Here is a 16,700-nt window from a genome sequence, read left to right on the forward strand (position 1 = left end):
GACGCCCTGATATTCGGTCAGTAGGTCACCGGCAGTGCGGACAGCCTGCGGGTCGACGGGTCCGGGATCCAGATCAGCTCGGCCGGGTCCACGGCCAGGCGCAGGCCGGGGAACCGGTCGAGCAGCGCGGCCAGCGCCACCTCGGTCTGCACCCGGGCCAGCGGCGCGCCCAGGCAGAAGTGCGGGCCGTGGCCGTACCCCAGATGCGGTGCCTCCCTCCGCCGGAGGTCCAGCCGCTCCGGGTCGGTGTAGACGCGCGGGTCGCGGCTCGCGGCCGGCAGCACGGCCGTGACCGGCGCGCCCTTCGGGATGGTCACGCCGCCGATCTCGATCTCCTGGCCGGCGAACCGCGGGATCGTGAACATCTGCGGCGGCTGCCACCGGGTCAGCTCCTCCACCGCGCCGGGCAGCAGCGCCGGTTCCGCGCGCAGCATGTCGAGCAGGCCGGGCTCGGAGAGCAGCGTCGCGACCGAGTTGGCGATCAGGTTCGCCGGGACCTGACCGGCCAGGACCAGGTGCCAGACCAGCGTGACCAGCTCGTCCTCGGAGAGGCGGTCGCCGTCCACGGCCGCCAGCATCCCGATCAGGCCGTCGTCGTCGCGGCCGCCCTCGACCGCGCGTTTCGCGTCCTCGATCATGTCGGGGATGCTCGCCATCAGCGCGTGGCCGTCGCCGGAGAGGATCACGGCGCCGTACTCGCGCCATCGCTCCCGCTCCCCCGCCGGCACCCCGGCGAGCTCGCAGATGACCGCCATCGGCAGCGGCGCGGCGAAGCCGGTCAGCAGGTCCGCCGGGCGCGCGTCCAGCAGCCGGTCGACGATCGGCGCGATGCGCGGGCGCAGGTCCTCCGCACGGCGTGGCGTGAACGCCGGCCGGGCCAGGCCGCGCAGCCGGCGGTGCTCCGGCCCGTCCTGCTCCTGCATGGTGCGCATGTAGCGGCGGCAGTGCTCCGGCACCGCCGCCCGCATGAAGCTCTGCTCGGACGGCGCGAGGCGCGGGTCGGTGAGCATGGCGCGCGCGTCCGCGTGCCGGGTGACGCCCCACATGGTGCCGAATCCGGGCGTGGACAGGCGCACCACCGCGGTCGCCTCACGTGCCCGGTCGTAGGCGGCGACCGGGTCTTTCAGCAGCTCGGGGTCGGTCAGGTCGAGTTCCATCACGCACTCCACATGTCGTCGGCATTCAGATGTTGAGCGTATCTGAAACGAAAATGTCGGTGCAAGGACGTATGGTGCGAGCATGTTTATCGAGCTGCGTCGCTACGCCTTGCATCCAGGCGCGCGGGAGGACCTGATCTCGCTCTTCGACCGCGAGTTCGTGGAGTCACAGGAGGCGGTGGGCGCGGTGGTGCTCGGCCAGTTCCGCGACCTCGGCGATCCGGACAGCTTCGTGTGGCTGCGCGGCTTCGCCGACATGAAGACCCGGCGCGCCGCGCTCGAGGCGTTCTACGGCGGCCCGGTGTGGACCAGGCACCGCCGTGAGGCGAACCGGACCATGACCGCCTGGGACGACGTCCTGCTGCTCCGCCCGGTCACCCCGTTCACCCCGGACACCGCGACGCGCCCCGCACCCGGCTCACCGGAGCCAGATCAAACCCTCTTGAACCTCACCATTCGGTACGCTGACGCGCCCTTCGACAGGGTTCCCGAGGCGCCGTCGTCGCTGCTCACGCTGGTCTCCGCCGATGAGGAGAACGACTTCCCCGCGCTCCCGGTCCGCACCGGCGAGAACGTGGCGGCGGTGCTGTCCCGCGACCCGTTCGACGCGGACTCGCTGCCGCCGGGCCGCACCGAGCGCCTGCGCCTGACGCCGACCGGGCGGTCCTGGCTGCGCTGAGGCCCTGCCGCCACCCGGGGTTTCCGGGACCAGCGACGGGACCGGCTCTGAGCGTCGTGCGGAGCGCCAGCGGAGCCCGGCGCGAGGTTTGCCCGCGGGAGCAACGCTGCCGGACCACGCCGGAAGCGGGAAAATGAACTAGATCTTGATCTTGATTCAGTCCGGGAGTTGCGCGGTGACGCCCTGCCGGCGGTTCGCGAACCCGCCGACCCGCGCGATCCGCGACGCCGTGCCGCCGGCCATGAACTCACCCCGGCAGGACTGGCTGCACCGGCAGCACATCGCGTGGGCCGGCCAGCCCCGGTAACGACTCGCCGGAGCCGCTGTCAGCTCCGCGACGCCGGGCCACGACCGGATTAGGCCGAGCCGACGCCCTGAAAGCCCGTTAAGCACGCGTTCGCGGACTGCGTTCCCGATGTTGCGGTACGTCACCGAACGGCAGAGTTGGCCCCCGACGCCAACGCTACTTCGGGAGGTGACATGACCAACGACCGCAGCCGCGCCCGGCAGCGAATCACGATTGCAACCGGGATTCTCGTTGCCGCTTCCGCGATCGCCTCGGTCGGCGCGGTGGCCGGGCGGGCCCTGGCCGACGAGACATGGACGCAGGAGACCACCGCGACTGTTCCGGCCGTGGTCGTGTCCATCCCGCCGAGCGCGGGCGCCACTTCTCCGGCCGGCGGTGCGGCCGTCGCCCCGGGCACGAGCACGCCGAGGGTCACGGCGGGTTCGACCGGGGCGACGACCGCGCCGTCGGCGGAGACACCAGCAGCCGGCCTGCCGGTGCAGCCCGCGGCGATCGAGCCGCCGCCTGCCGTACCGGTGCCGCAGCAGCCGTCGACGCCCGAGGCAGTGAGCACGCCGGCCGCGCCGGCCTCTCCGGCTTCGCCGGGGGTGTCCACGACGGACGTACCGATTCAAGCTCCCGCCTCCTAGGCGGATCCGGCAGCCCGCACTGCCGAAACCCCTGATCAACACGCTTATGAAAGCGAGCTTCAGCATGTCCAAGAACCGCAAGCGCGCCACCACCGTCGCGGCCGCCGGCGCCGTCATTGCCATCGCCATCGGCGGCGGAGTCGCCTGGGCGGCGTTCAACCGCGCCACCACGGCGAACGCGGCGGGCAACAGCGAGACGTTCAAGCCGCTCACCGTGGCGGGCACGATCGTGCTGGACACCGGGACGACCGGACTGCTGCCGGGCGAGAACGCCAACGTCAACATCAAGGTGACCACTCCCGCGGGTAGCACCGTCAACGGCAAGATCAAGTCGGTGACGCCGAAGACAGTGGTCGCGGGAGACATCGGCGGCATCGTCGAGACCGACAAGGCCGCCTGCGCCGGATGGCTCGGTCTCAAGACTTACGTGCCCACCGCCAACGCGGTCATCGCAAAGACGGCCGGCGACGTCAACGTTCTACTGACCGACGCGGTCACTCTGCACACCGATGCGACCGAGATCTGCTCGGGAATGACCTTCACCACCAAGTGGGACGTCGTTTTCGAAGCCACCCGCGAGGATGCAACCCCGACCGCGATCGTGCTGACCACGCCGTAAGCCAGGCTCAGCGCAAGCGAGGCCCGCACGATCCCCGGAGGGGCGCGTGCGGGCCCGCCGCGTACCCGCTAGTGGTTGAGGAGGGTTTCGACCAGGTCTCGGGGAAGGCCGTGGGTGTCGTGGAGGTCGCGGAAGTCGGCCTCGGTCAAGGGGCCGGTGCGGTGGAGGCGGCGGGAGACGATCTGGCGGCCGCGGGTGAGCAGGGTGCGGAAGCGCTTCTCCTCCGCGAGGAGCACCTCGCGGACCGACGACGGCGAGATCGGGAGTCCGAAGTGGGTGATCGTGTGGGTGAGCAGCTCCGGTGGGAGGTCGCCGAGCGTGCGCGCCGGGTCGTCGCGCCACAGCAGCGTGAGGGAGCGGCGGAGGAGGCGGCGCAGGACGTACCCGCGGCCGGTGTTGGAGGGTGTCACGCCGTCGCCGATGACGACGATCGCGGAACGGAGGTGGTCGCAGACGACGCGGGTGTCCGTCTCGCGCAGCGGCCACAGCGGCGGCACGTGTCGCCGCCACGGCGCGAAGCCGTCCGTGTCGTAGACCGATGATCCGCCCTGCAGAATCGTGACCAGGCGTTCCAGGCCGAGGCCGGTGTCGACGGACGGCTGGTCGAGCGGCGTCAGGCTGCCGTCGTCGCCGCGGCGGTAGAGCATGGTGACGTGGTTCCAGATCTCGACCCAGCGCGTGTCCGTGGTGGGGGTGCCGGTCGGCGGGCCGTCGCCGGTCCAGTAGAAGATCTCCGAGTCCGGGCCGCACGGTCCGGTGGGGCCGTTCGACCACCAGTTCTCGTCGGTGCGTTCGACCGGTACGCCGAGTTCGTCCCAGACCGGCGGCGCCAGCAGGTCCGTCGGGTGGACGGTCGCGTGCAGCCGCCCCGGGTCCAGTCCGAGCCGCCCGACCAGCAGCTCGTGGCCCCAGCGCAGGCTCTGCGGCCCGTCGTAGTCGCCGAACGACCACGTCCCCAGCATCTCGAACGTGGTCAGGTGCGTGTCGTCGCCGACCTCGTCCAGGTCCGTGGTCCGCAGGCATCGTTGCACGTCGACGAGCCGCCGGCCGAGCGGATGCGGCTCGCCCTCGATGTTCGCGGTCAGCGGATGCATCCCGGACGTGGTGAACAGCACCGGATCGCCCGGCGGCGGGATGAGCGTGGTCCCGGTGATCTCCCGGTGGCCGCGCGCGAGGTAGAAGTCGACGAACGTCCGTACCATCTGATCGGTTTGCATGGTTTTTGCCCTTTCGAGGAAAGCCGGAAGGGCCGTGCCATGGGATTGCAGCGGCCGTTTCCGGCCGCGCGGGAAGCAGAAGAGCTCAGGCAGCGGCGACCGGCGAGCGGGAAGCTCGCGCGGTCGCGGTGGTCATGCCCTCAAGACTCTGCACGGGTACGACGATAGCCTCGTCCGGCCGGTCCGCCGACGGATTTACGGTCGGTAGTCGGCGAGCGCCTGCTCGACCCGGCTCAGGTACGCGGAGTCCCCGGTCCAGACGGCCTCGGTCCCGAAGGTCTCCTCGCCGCGCACGACCGAGGTGCGGAATCCGAAGGCCAGGCCGAGCTCCGGACCGCGCGGATGCCCGGCCGCCTCGGACGTGTGCCGGCAGAGGAACTCGCCGAGCGCCGGAATGGACACCTCCGGCGGGAACGGCGGGGCCGGCAGCTCGGTGCGCTCCCCCGCGGGCAGGTATTCGCGCAGCATGGACTGCGTCCAGCGGGCGATGCCGTTCTCGTGCGTGGCCGGATCGTCCAGATCCGCGTCGAAGTCGCTGGTCGCCTTCAGGATCGCGGCGACCAGGAGCGGCGTGACATGCTCGCTCTCCGGGCAGGCGGTGCCGGCCTCCACGATCAGCGGCTGGAACTCGGCGGGAACGGCCGCGTCGGCCCGGAAGTAGCGCGGGTCCGACGGCGCCGCGTCCCGATCCGCGACCACGGTCGCCACCACGACGAACGCGACCAGCGCCACCGCCCCGGCAGCCAGCACCCGATTCCGCTCGACGCCCACAGGCCCGCTCCCACTCATCGATGTGGTCCGCAGCCTACAGATCGATCGACATCCGTGGGGCCCGCGATTCTCGATGGCACCAGGTCACGCGGTGGTGTTAACGTCTGCGCACGCCGGATCGGGTGCCCGGTGCGAAGACGCCGGTTACTTCCTCTCTCAAAGGGACAACGCGGGTTCGAATCCCGTCGTCGGCTCACGCCGACGTCGACTAGCGGCCTAAGTCGTCAACCGTCACCGACGTCGACTTTGATCTCGGGCACCCGGTTCCAGGCGTGTTTCGCGCCGGCAGGCCCGCAGCGGCCGGGCGCATCGCACCACCGGCCCGCGGGGTCTCCGGGGGCTCGGCCCCCGGAGCGGAATGACGGCCGCCCCGGTCCGCGCTTTCCGCGGACGTGGGACGGCCGAGGCCGGTGGGCGCAGCAGGGTTCGAACCTGCGACCCTTCGCTTGTAAGGCGAATGCTCTTCCGCTGAGCTATGCGCCCGGAGACCAGCGTCAGCGTACCCTGTGCGGGCTCTACGAGCCGAGTGAGGCCACGGCCTCCCGCCAGGCGGACTGGTCGCGCGGGCGGGCCCGGTCCTGCAGCTCCGCGAAGCGGACGATGCCGGTCCGGTCGACGAGGAACGTGCCGCGCTCGGCGGTGCCGCGCTGAGGGTCCAGGACGCCGTAGGAGCGGGCCGCCTCCCCGTGCGGCCAGAAATCAGCCAGCAGGGGGAACGTGAAGCCCTCGCGGTCGGCCCAGACCTTGTGGCTGAAGATGGAGTCGACGCTGATCGTGAGGACCTGGACGGCGGGGTTCTGGAAGTCGGGCAGGTGGGCCTGGAGGTCCTGGAATTCACCCTGGCAGGTGTTGGTGAAGGCCAGGGGGTAGAAGACCAGCAGCACGGCCTGCCGGCCGCGGAACGAGGCCAGCGACGTCTCCTGGTTGTTCTGGTCGCGCAGCACGAAAGCGGGCGCCTCGTCCCCCACCTGGATCACGCTGAACCCCCAGCTAGCACCGAACCCGGACACGCCTCGTCGCGACGGCACGGGCCCGGTGCCGCCGCGACGGTGAAACATCCGGCCGCCCGGGAGGGAGCGGTCGGCAAGCTTGTTATTTCTTGGCGCGGACGGTGCGCGGCGAAACGAGCCGCGCCGCAGTCCAGTCCTTACCCGCGTTCACCGTCGAGGTCTGGGTCAGACCCGCGGTCGGTGCCGATTCGCTGATCTCACTCGGCTCCACATGGCCTTCCCTGCCCGCTTTCGGAGTCAGGAGCCACACCACGCCGGCATCGCCCAGCGGGGTGAGCGCGTCGGTGAGCAGCTCGAAAAGATCACCGTCTCCGTCGCGGAACCAGACGAGAGCCACGTCGACGACCTCGTCGGTGTCCTCGTCGACCAGGTCGTTGCCACTACGGTCGGCCAGGGCGTCGCGGAGATCGTGGTCGACGTCGTCGTCGTACCCCATCTCCATGACCACCATGCCCGGTTCGATGCCGAACCGGTCCGCCAGGCTCCGTACGCCGTCGGCGGCCTGACCAGCGGTCGCGCTCACTGTTGAGTGCCTCCTTGTCTCCTGCTCAGTCCCGGCCGCCGGGTGGCGGCGCGGGGGTCTCCCCCGGAAGTGCTGTTCCGATGACCGGTAGTCCACACAGTTACCGGCCGGGACGCAAGTGGCGCACCGAGCCTTCGGCGAGTTGTTGCGTCCGGTTGGTTACTCAAGGCTTGCCTGCTCATCGGGATACATAGTGTCACGGGGCGAGCAGGGCCTGGGCACCTTGGGCGATGGAGTCCTCGGAAACGAGGATCTGGCGGGCGGCCGGGCCGAGCGGCACGAACGAGTCGACGGACGCGACACGCCGTGCTGCGCCTACGAATCCGGCGTCCACGAGCGCGGCCAGGACGCCCTCGCCGACGCCGCCGGAACGCCGTGTCTCGTCCACGATCAGCACCCGTCCGGTCGCGGCGGACTCCCGGATGATGTCCGCGACCGGGAGCGGGGAGAGCCAGCGCAGGTCGACCACGCGTACGCCGTAGCCCTCCGCGGCGAGCCGGGCGCCGACGCGCAGCGACATCCGTACCCCGTTGCCGAATGTGAGGATTGTCAGATCTTCCGCCGATCCGAGCGGGTAGACGCGGGCACGCCCGATCGGGACGTGCGCCGTGTTCCACCCGGCCGGGGCCGCGTAGGGGGCCAGCCACTCGCCGTCGCCGTCCGCGTAGAGGTCGCGCGTGTGGTAAAGCGCGATCGGCTCGACCACGGCGACGACCGAGCCGTCCGTCTGCGCAGACGCCAGGCAGGCCCGCAGCATCGGGGCCGCGTCCTCCGCGCGGGCCGGCACGGCCACCACCAGGCCCGGGATGTCGCGCAGCACGGCCAGCGAGTTGTCGTTGTGGAAGTGCCCGCCGAAGCCCTCCTGGTAGCCGAGACCGGCGATCCGCACGACCATCGGGTTGCGGTAGGCGCCGCGGCTGAAGAACTGCATGGTGGCGGCCTCGCCGCGCAGCTGGTCCTCCGCGTTGTGCAGGTAGGCCAGGTACTGGATCTCGGGGACCGGGAGCAGCCCGGCCAGGCCGGCGCCGAGCCCGAGGCCGAGGATGGACGTCTCGTCGAGCAGCGTGTCCAGCACCCGGTCCGGGCCGAAGCGGTCGGCCAGCCCCTTGGTGACGCCGTAGACCCCGCCCTTGGCCGCGACGTCCTCCCCAAAAATGATCATTCCGGGGTACGTGAGCGCCGCGTCCGCCAGCGTCGCGTTGATCGTCTGGGCCAGCGTGAGCGGGCCGCGCGTCTCCGGCAGCCGGTCCAGCGTGGCGGCCCGGACGGCCGCGCCGGGCCCGGTCGCGAACGAGGCCGCCTCCGTGATCGCGTGCGCCACCCGGACCGGACGGCGCGGCGCGATCGGCGCCATCACCTCGGCCGCGGTGGCGAGCTTGGACTCGCCCAGCACCTCCTCCGCGACCTTGCGGACCAGCCAGCCGATCTCGTCGTACCGGCCGATCAGCTGTGCGGGGCTCGCCAGCCCGGCCTCGGCGAGCAGGCGCGCGGTGGCGATCAGCGGATCGCGCTCCGCGTCCGCGGTCATCTCGGCCGCGCTGCGGTAGGCGACCTCCGCGTCCGCGCCGGCGTGGCCCATCAGCCGGACCAGCTCCAGGTGCAGCACGGCGGGGCGGCGCTCGCGGCGCACGTACGCCGCGGCCTCCGCGGCGGCGTCGTAGGTGGCGGCCAGATCGCACCCGTCCGCGTGGAAATATGTGATGCCGGGGCGCGAGGACAGAAGAGCCGCGACCCAGCCCTCCGGCGACGGCACGCTGATGCCGAGCCCGTTGTCCTCGCAGACCAGCAGCAGCGGCACCTTGGCGCCGGAGTGGTCGGACCAGCCGGCCGTGTTGAACGCGGCCTGCGCGCTGGCGTGGTTGACCGAGGCGTCGCCGAACGAGGCGACCACGATCGCGTCCGGCGGCCACGGCGAGACCGGCTGCGGGCGGGCCGGCCCGGAGCGCTCCGCGGACGCCAGGTGCCGCCCGTGCTCGATCGCGACGGCCGTGCCGACCGCGCGGGGCAGGTGCGACGCGACCGTGGACGTGGTCGGGACCACGTGCAGCGACGCGTTGCCGAAGACCTTGTGCCGGCCGCCCGCGATCGGCTCCTGACCGGACGCGATGACGCCGCGCAGCACGTCCCGCGCGGCCTCGGCCAGGGGCGCGCTGTCGTCGCGCTCCGCGGCCGCGTGCCGGGGCCCGTCGTCCAGCGGGGACTCGCCGCCGGCGGCCTGGACCGCGCGGGCGCAGTAGTAGCCGCCGGAGCGGTAGTGCAGCAGCGCCGGGTCGGTGTGCCGGACCGCGGCCGCGACCGCGGCGTTGCCCTCGTGGCCTGACGAGCCGATCGTGTAGTACCCCTCACCGAAGCTGCGCAGCCAGCGCGAGGCCAGGTCGAGGTGGCGGCTGGTGAGCTGGGCGTCGAAGAGTTCGAGTGCGCGGGCGCCGGTCAACCCGCTGCCGTCCCGGACGGGGTCGGCGGAGGTCCGCCGCTCGTCCGGCTTGGTCAGCGCGCCGACCGCCTCCCGGAACCGCTCGTCGAGATCTTGAGGGGTGGTCACCCCGAAAGCATTACCGACCCATGCCAGCACTGGCCACTCGAACGGACCGCCCCGGAGCGTTCATTCACGCCATCCGTCCAGGTCGACGCCCTTGCCGACCTCGGCCCGGAAACCGAACGTGATGATCTGGCTCTCACCGGCCGGCACGCGCAGCCGCCAGGTCAGCTCGCCCATCTCGTTCCGGTCGGCCGGGGCCGGGTCGAGCCGGGTCTCGCGGACCGAGATCGCCTCGTCGCGGGAGACCGGCAGCTGATCGAGCACGGTCACCCGGGCCTCGCGCGGCGTGTGGTTGCCGATGGTGATCGTGTACTCCGCCTCGCGGCGGCGGGTGGTGGAGAGCGCGGCCTTCGTGGCGGTACGCCGGGTCTGCTCGCGCTCCACGCGTACCCGGTCGTCGACGCCGAGCGCCAGCTCCAGCTCCTCGCCCGGCGCCCACGGCTTCAGCCCGGTGCGCCCCACGAAGTCCCCGCCGTGGAACACCGCGGCCGGGCCGGGCAGCAGCGTGTGCTCGCTGGTGTTGGTCACGGTGGCCCGCAGGTACGCGGCCGCGTCCCGGACCGGCGCGGTCACGTAGTCGAGCCGGGCCGGCAGCTCCAGCGACGCCACCACGGCCCGGTGCGCGCTGCCGTCCGCCGGCACCGCGACCGGGCGCGACGGGCGGTAGGTGGCCGCGGCCACGCCCTGCTCCACGGTGGCGACCGCCTCGGCGACCTCCGCGGTCTTCGCGCGCATCATCCGGGGCGCCGCGGCCGGGGCGGGCGGCCCGGCCGCGTCCATCATCGCGGCGTAGACCGGCATGGCCGGCGGCGGCGCCGGACGGAACCGGTCCAGGAACCAAGGGTCCAGCTCGGGCACGGTCACCAGGCCGGCCGGGCGCGCGGTGGAGAGCCGCAGCTCGGTCTCCGGCCAGTCCTCGCCGGTCTGCTGCCGGACCAGCCCGAACCAGGTCAGCACGAGCGAGTCGCCGCGCTCGTCCAGCCGTACGTCGTAGCTGGACTCCCAGGACGCGCCGGTCGCCACGTAGGACAGCTCCAGCTCGACCTCGCCGGTGTGCGCCGCCTCCAGCGCGACCATCGCCACCAGCCGGTCCGGTGCCTGCTTCGCGTAGAGCGCGCCCAGCTCGCGGGTGACCGCGGCCAGCTCCTGCTGCAACGTCTCGCGGCGCAGCTCGGTCTCGCGCTCCCGGGCCTTGCCGGCGGACAGCTGCTCGGCCAGCGAGTCGCCGAACGTCACGATCGCGCCCGGCTCGGCCGTACCCTCGGCCAGTGCCTTGGCATAGCTCATGCCGGCCCGGCGGGCGAGCTCGTGCAGGAACTCGGTGCGCTCCTTCTCGATCTCCCGGTCGTCGTCCAGCTCGCGGAGCGCGTTCTCCAGGCCCTGCCGGCGCTCGTCCAGCGCGGCCACCTCGGGGTCGGTGCTGCGCGGCTGGTGACGGGTGGTCACGTCCACGCCGAGCACGGTGGCGGCGCCGCGCCCGCCGACCCGGACCGAGCCGGGGTCGACGGTCTGCGGCAGCGGCCCGAGCGGGACCGTGTGGTCGCCCGCGGGCAGCCGCACGGCCGCACGGCGGGTGACGCGGGCGCGGTCCGGGTAGACGGTGACGCCGACGACCGTGGCGTCCACCGGCTCCGGGAACAGGGCATCGCTCATGCGGTAAAGGATGTCATCCCGGCAGGAACGAGAAGCGGACCTGGCGTTCCGGGTTGTCGCCGTTCGGGTCGACCAGGCAGATGGACTGCCAGGTGCCGAGCGTGATGCGGCCGTGCAGCACCGGCAGCGTGGCGTGCGGCGGGATGAACGCGGGCATGACGTGGTCGCGGCCGTGGCCGTACGACCCGTGGCGGTGCTGCCAGCGGTCGTCCGCCGGGAGCACGTCCTCCAGCGCGGTCAGCAGGTCGTCGTCCGAGCCCGCGCCGGTCTCCAGGATCGCGATGCCGGCGGTGGCGTGCGGGACGAAGACGTTGAGCAGACCGTCACCCTCACCGGCGACGAAGCGCGCGGCTTCCGCAGTGATGTCCACGACGACGGGTTGGTCTCCGGTGCGGATGGTGATCAACTCGGTGCGCATGACCCGCAGTGTCCCACTGCGGACAACCGGTTCGTTAAGCAGAAGTTACCGTTCGGTATCTGTGGCAAGCATCGCGTCTGGCGGTGGTAAGCGTGACGCCCCCCGTCATACGAGGCAGGATGGCCAGAGAGACTTATCCCACAGACATACCGTTTCCATCTACCCTGAGGAATGCCCGTGGCCACGGAACGCAAGCGCCCGGTCATCAGCGATGGCCTACCAAGCCAGCTTCCGGACATCGACCCCGAAGAGACCAGCGAGTGGGTCGAGTCGCTTGATGGAGTGATCGACGAGGCCGGCGCCAAGCGCGCGCGGTACGTCATGCTTCGACTGCTGGAGCGGGCTCGGGAGCGTCAGGTCGGCGTGCCGCCGCTGACCTCGACCGACTACATCAACACGATCCCGCCGGAGCAGGAGCCCTGGTTCCCCGGCGACGAGATGATCGAGCGCCGCATCCGCGCCTACATCCGGTGGAACGCCGCGATGCTGGTGCACCGCGCGCAGCGCCCCGAGGTCGGCGTCGGCGGTCACATCTCGACGTACGCGTCCTCCGCCAGCCTCTACGAGGTGGGCATGAACCACTTCTTCCGGGGCAAGAACCACCCGGGCGGCGGCGACCAGATCTACTTCCAGGGCCACGCGTCCCCGGGCATGTACGCACGTGCGTACATGGAGGGCCGCCTGACCGAGGACAACCTGGACGGGTTCCGTCAGGAGCTGTCGCACCGGGGTGGCGGCCTGCCGTCGTACCCGCACCCGCGGCTCATGCCGGACTTCTGGGAGTTCCCGACCGTGTCCATGGGCCTCGGCCCGATGAACGCGATCTACCAGGCGCGGTTCAACCGCTACCTGCAGCACCGCGGCATCAAGGACACGTCCGACCAGCACGTCTGGGCGTTCCTCGGCGACGGCGAGATGGACGAGGTCGAGTCGCTCGGCGCGATCGGCCTGGCCGCCCGCGAGGAGCTGGACAACCTCACCTTCGTGGTCAACTGCAACCTGCAGCGCCTCGACGGCCCGGTCCGCGGCAACGGCAAGGTCATCCAGGAGCTGGAGTCGTTCTTCCGCGGCGCCGGGTGGAACGTCATCAAGGTCGTCTGGGGCCGGGAGTGGGACCCGCTGCTCGCGGCGGACTCCGACGGCGCGCTGGTGAACCTGATGAACACCACGCCGGACGGTGACTACCAGACGTACAAGGCCGAGTCCGGTCTCTACGTCCGGGAGAACTTCTTCGGCCGCGACCCGCGTACCCGCAAGATGGTCGAGGGTCTGTCCGACGACGAGATCTGGGGCCTGAAGCGCGGCGGTCACGACTACCGCAAGCTCTACGCGGCGTACAAGTCCGCGACCGAGCACACCGGCCAGCCGACCGTGATCCTCGCCAAGACGATCAAGGGCTGGACGCTCGGCTCGCACTTCGAGGCGCGCAACGCCACGCACCAGATGAAGAAGCTGACGCTGGACGACCTGAAGAAGTTCCGCGACCGCCTCTACCTGGACATCTCGGACAAGCAGCTGGAGGACAACCCGTACCTCCCGCCGTACTTCAAGCCGGCCGAGGACTCCGAGGAGATGCAGTACCTCCAGGAGCGGCGGCAGGCGCTCGGCGGGTACGTGCCGTCGCGCCGGACCGAGCCGAAGAAGCTGGCGATCCCGGCGACCGAGGTGTTCGGCGACATCAAGCGCGGCTCCGGCAAGCAGAAGGTCGCCACCACCATGGCCTTCGTCCGGCTCCTCAAGGACCTGATGAAGGACAAGGAGTTCGGCAAGCGCTGGGTGCCGATCATCCCGGACGAGGCGCGCACGTTCGGCCTGGACTCGCTCTTCCCGACGAAGAAGATCTACTCGCCGCACGGCCAGAACTACACGTCGGTGGACCGGGAGCTCTTCCTGTCGTACAAGGAGGCGACGACCGGCCAGATCCTGCACGAGGGCATCAACGAGGCCGGCTCGGTCGCGTCCTTCACGGCCGCGGGCTCGGCGTACGCCACGCACGACGAGCCGATGATCCCGCTCTACATCTTCTACTCGATGTTCGGGTTCCAGCGGACCGGTGACGGCTTCTGGGCCGCGGCGGACCAGATGGCGCGCGGCTTCGTGATCGGTGCCACCGCGGGGCGTACCACGCTCAACGGTGAGGGCCTGCAGCACGAGGACGGTCACTCACTGCTGCTCGCGGCCACGAACCCGGCGGTCGTGGCGTACGACCCGGCGTTCGGGTTCGAGATCGCGCACATCGTCGAGAACGGCCTGCACCGCATGTACGGCGAGCAGCAGGAGAACATCTTCTACTACCTCACCGTCTACAACGAGCCGATCCTCCAGCCCGCCCAGCCGGCGGACCTGGACACCGAGGGCCTGCTCAAGGGCATCTACCGCTACTCCCCCGCCCCGGCGGTGGAGGGTGACGCCCCGAAGGCGGCGATCCTGGCCTCCGGCACCGGCATGGGCTGGGCGCTCAAGGCGCAGCAGCTGCTGGCGCAGGACTGGGGCGTGGCCGCGGACGTGTGGTCGGTGACCTCGTGGACCGAGCTGCGTCGTGACGCGGTGCAGGTCGAGGAGCACAACCTCATGCACCCGGGCGACGCGCCGCGCAAGCCGTACGTGCAGGAGAAGCTCGCCGGCGTCGACGGCCCGGTCGTCGCGGTCAGCGACTTCATGCGCGCGGTGCCGGACCTGATCTCGCGGTGGATCCCGGGGTCGTACACGTCGCTGGGCACGGACGGCTTCGGCATGTCGGACACCCGGCACGCGCTGCGCCGCCACTTCCACGTGGACGCGGAGTCGATCACGGTGGCCACGCTGCGCCAGCTCGCGCTGGACGGCAAGGTACCGGCCGGCGTGCCGGCGGACGCCGCGCGTAAGTACGCGATCGACGACGTGCACGCGGCCCCGGTCGGCGAGACCGGCGGCGATTCCTGACATAGCACGACAAATCCCCCGTCGTCCGGAAGGCCCGGATGACGGGGGATTTCGTATATCAGCATTCCACTCATAACCGGACAAGATCGGCCGATCAGGTCGGTCATGCGCGTGGGATGGTTGCAGAACGGGTTCCAGCTGAGCCACAAGCTGCTGATGCTCGGCGTCGGCGGCGTCGTCGTCACCGCCACGATCCTGGTCGGCGTGGGCACGTACGAGTCGAGCTCGTTCCAGGACACCACCGAGGAGAGCGTCAACCGGCTCACCTCGGAGGATCTCAACCACGTCAGCACCGGCATCACCCAGCTGGTGAAGGCGTCCGGCGACACCGTGCAGAGCCAGGTCAACCGCGACATGGCGTCCGCGAGCACCGCGCTGTCCAACGCCGGCGGCATGCGGCTCAACGGTGCCCAGACCGTCACCTGGGAGGCGACCAACCAGGTCAGCCAGGCCAAGACCACGGTCTCGCTGCCCCGCGCCGAGGTCGGCGGCCAGTGGCTCGGCCAGAACCGGAACCTGAACGCCCCGACGCCGCTGGTGGACGACGTCACCCGGCTGATCGGCGGCTACGTCACCGTCTTCCAGCGCATGAACGAGGCCGGTGACCTGCTGCGCGTCGCCACGAACGTGAAGGCGGCGAACGGCAACCGCGCGATCGGCACCTACATCCCCGCGATCGGCGCGGACGGGAAGCCGAACGCGGTGGCCGCCGCGATCAAGGACGGCAAGCCGTACCGCGGCGTGGCGCAGGTGGTCGGCACCTGGTTCATCACCGCCTACGACCCGATCAAGGACGACGACGGGAAGGTGATCGGCTCGCTCTTCTACGGCGTGCCGCAGGCCGAGGCGATCGAGTCGCTGACCAGCACGATCGCGGAGACGAAGGTCGGCGACAACGGCTGGGCCTCGGTGATCAGCACGGCCACCGCCGACCGCGGCCGGGTGATCGCGTCCAACATCTCCGACGCGGTCGGCCAGACCGTGCTGGACGCGAAGGACGCGGACGGCACCGCCTACATCAGCGACATCATCACGACCGCGGAGGCGCTCGAGGCGAACGCGAACGGCACCGCCACGTTCCAGCTCGGCGGCATCACCAACACCGCGGTCGCGGACACCCGCACGGTGATCACCTACTACGCGCCGTACAAGTGGGCGATCGCGGTCGGCGGCTACCTGCCGGACTACTCCGAGGCGATGGAGAAGGTCGACGCGGGCCGCAACGAGATGCTCACCGCGTTCATCGCGGTCGGCCTGATCCTGGCGATCGGCGGCGGCATCATCGCGTACGTCCAGGCCCGCCGGATCACCCGCCGGGTCGGCGACCTGACCGGCGCGCTGGCCGGCTTGGCCGAGCGCGACCTCACCGTGCGCGTCACGCCGGCCGGCGGCGACGAGATCGCCCGGATGGGCCACGCGCTGAACACCGCGGTCACCGGCCTCCGGGAGCTGATGAGCGAGGTCACCAACGCCTCCCACCAGGTCTCCCAGGCCGCGGACCGGGTCGCGGACGTCGGCGGCGAACTGGCCAGCGCGTCCACCACCGCGGCGGCCGAGGCCGGCTCGGCCGGCGACACCGCGGCCGAGGTGTCCCGCGCGGTCTCCACCGTCGCCGCGGGCGCGGAGGAGATGGGCGCGTCGATCAGCGAGATCTCCAGCAACGCGCAGGAGGCCGCCCAGGCCGGTCGCGACGGCGTCGGCCTGACCAAGCGCGCGGCCGAGGTGATCGACGAGCTGCGCACGTCCAGCGAGAAGATCGCGGACGTGGTGAAGCTGATCGCCAGCATCGCGGAACAGACGAACCTGCTGGCCCTGAACGCCACCATCGAGGCGGCGCGGGCGGGCGCGGCCGGCAAGGGATTCGCCGTGGTCGCGGGCGAGGTCAAGGAGCTGGCCCAGGAGACCGCGCGCGCCACCGAGGACGTCACCGCGCGCGTCTCCGCGATCGACGCCGACACCGCGAAGGCCGTGCAGGCGATCGAGGCGATCACCGCCACGATCACCCGGGTCAACGACTTCCAGAACGCGATCGCGGCCGCGGTCGAGGAGCAGGCCGCGACCACGAACGAGATGGCCCGCAACATCGGCGAGGTCGCCCAGGGCAGCGAGCAGATCGCGGCCACCATGACCCGGGTCAACGACACGGTCGAGACGACCCGTGGCGCGGTCGACACCTCGCAGGAGGCGGCCGGCACGCTCAGCGGGACCGCGAGTCACCTCCAGACCCTGGTCAGCCGGTTCCGCCTCTAAAAAAAA

14 protein-coding genes and 2 tRNA genes are annotated in these 16,700 nt (G+C 71.2%); 7 read left to right on the forward strand and 9 right to left on the reverse strand.

The annotated features are described in order from the left end of the window. Nucleotides 1–17 precede the first annotated feature (17 nt). Nucleotides 18–1,157 carry a cytochrome P450 family protein gene (locus OP04_RS24965; RefSeq protein ID WP_033342260.1) on the reverse strand — a complete coding sequence of 380 codons (1,140 nt, stop codon included), beginning with the start codon at nt 1,155–1,157 and terminating at the stop codon, nt 18–20. An 82-nt stretch (nt 1,158–1,239) separates the two neighbouring features. Between OP04_RS24965 and OP04_RS24970 the strand changes: the two genes are divergently transcribed. The 4 genes from OP04_RS24970 (at nt 1,240) to OP04_RS24980 (ending at nt 3,391) form a co-directional block, all read left to right on the forward strand. Next, nucleotides 1,240–1,836, forward strand: coding sequence for an NIPSNAP family protein (locus tag OP04_RS24970; protein WP_033342261.1), 597 nt, complete (start codon nt 1,240–1,242; stop codon nt 1,834–1,836). A gap of 175 nt (nt 1,837–2,011) precedes the next feature. Further along, nucleotides 2,012–2,143 carry a hypothetical protein gene (locus OP04_RS56510; protein WP_269746699.1) on the forward strand — a complete coding sequence of 44 codons (132 nt, stop codon included), beginning with the start codon at nt 2,012–2,014 and terminating at the stop codon, nt 2,141–2,143. A 173-nt stretch (nt 2,144–2,316) separates the two neighbouring features. Next, nucleotides 2,317–2,772, forward strand: coding sequence for a hypothetical protein (locus OP04_RS53590; RefSeq protein WP_157240302.1), 456 nt, complete (start codon nt 2,317–2,319; stop codon nt 2,770–2,772). 64 nt (nt 2,773–2,836) lie between these two features. Then, nucleotides 2,837–3,391, forward strand: coding sequence for a hypothetical protein (locus tag OP04_RS24980; RefSeq protein ID WP_157240304.1), 555 nt, complete (start codon nt 2,837–2,839; stop codon nt 3,389–3,391). Nucleotides 3,392–3,459: 68 nt separating this feature from the next. Here the strand turns inward: OP04_RS24980 and OP04_RS24985 are convergent, their stop codons facing one another. Continuing rightward, nucleotides 3,460–4,608 carry an alanine--tRNA ligase-related protein gene (locus OP04_RS24985; protein ID WP_033342264.1) on the reverse strand — a complete coding sequence of 383 codons (1,149 nt, stop codon included), beginning with the start codon at nt 4,606–4,608 and terminating at the stop codon, nt 3,460–3,462. A 195-nt stretch (nt 4,609–4,803) separates the two neighbouring features. Then, the gene (locus OP04_RS24990) at nt 4,804–5,379 is read right to left on the reverse strand and encodes a hypothetical protein (RefSeq protein ID WP_033342265.1); all 576 of its coding nucleotides are present in this window, start codon (nt 5,377–5,379) and stop codon (nt 4,804–4,806) included. 124 nt (nt 5,380–5,503) lie between these two features. Here OP04_RS24990 and OP04_RS53595 point away from each other — a divergent pair. After that, nucleotides 5,504–5,573: transfer RNA gene (locus tag OP04_RS53595), tRNA-Ser, on the forward strand. A gap of 217 nt (nt 5,574–5,790) precedes the next feature. Here OP04_RS53595 and OP04_RS24995 read toward each other — a convergent pair. From OP04_RS24995 to OP04_RS25020, 6 genes are all read right to left on the reverse strand, one after another. Further along, nucleotides 5,791–5,862 (reverse strand) — tRNA-Val (locus OP04_RS24995). Nucleotides 5,863–5,894: 32 nt separating this feature from the next. Further along, nucleotides 5,895–6,356, reverse strand: coding sequence for a peroxiredoxin (locus tag OP04_RS25000; RefSeq protein WP_033342266.1), 462 nt, complete (start codon nt 6,354–6,356; stop codon nt 5,895–5,897). Nucleotides 6,357–6,471: 115 nt separating this feature from the next. Then, nucleotides 6,472–6,912: a DUF3052 domain-containing protein gene (locus tag OP04_RS25005; protein ID WP_033342267.1), complete on the reverse strand. Its 441-nt coding sequence runs from the start codon at nt 6,910–6,912 to the stop codon at nt 6,472–6,474. A gap of 196 nt (nt 6,913–7,108) precedes the next feature. Further along, complete coding sequence (locus OP04_RS25010) at nt 7,109–9,454, reverse strand: thiamine pyrophosphate-dependent enzyme (protein ID WP_033342311.1); 2,346 nt, start codon at nt 9,452–9,454, stop codon at nt 7,109–7,111. Between the two features lie 60 nt (nt 9,455–9,514). Beyond that, on the reverse strand, nt 9,515–11,104 hold the full coding sequence (locus OP04_RS25015; RefSeq protein WP_033342268.1) for a DUF4139 domain-containing protein: 1,590 nt from the start codon (nt 11,102–11,104) through the stop codon (nt 9,515–9,517). A 13-nt stretch (nt 11,105–11,117) separates the two neighbouring features. Further along, nucleotides 11,118–11,522 (reverse strand): YjbQ family protein, encoded by a 405-nt coding sequence (locus OP04_RS25020; RefSeq protein ID WP_198153967.1) that lies wholly within the window; start codon nt 11,520–11,522, stop codon nt 11,118–11,120. Nucleotides 11,523–11,699: 177 nt separating this feature from the next. Here OP04_RS25020 and aceE point away from each other — a divergent pair, with 177 nt between their 5' ends. Both aceE and OP04_RS25030 read left to right on the forward strand, forming a co-directional pair. Next, entirely contained in the window at nt 11,700–14,444 is a 2,745-nt protein-coding gene (aceE, locus tag OP04_RS25025) for a pyruvate dehydrogenase (acetyl-transferring), homodimeric type (protein WP_033342270.1), read from the forward strand. Nucleotides 14,445–14,549: 105 nt separating this feature from the next. Beyond that, nucleotides 14,550–16,694 carry a methyl-accepting chemotaxis protein gene (locus tag OP04_RS25030; RefSeq protein WP_033342271.1) on the forward strand — a complete coding sequence of 715 codons (2,145 nt, stop codon included), beginning with the start codon at nt 14,550–14,552 and terminating at the stop codon, nt 16,692–16,694. Nucleotides 16,695–16,700: the final 6 nt, after the last annotated feature.

This window comes from Catenuloplanes japonicus (genome assembly GCF_000717135.1).
GTDB lineage: Bacteria > Actinomycetota > Actinomycetes > Mycobacteriales > Micromonosporaceae > Catenuloplanes > Catenuloplanes japonicus.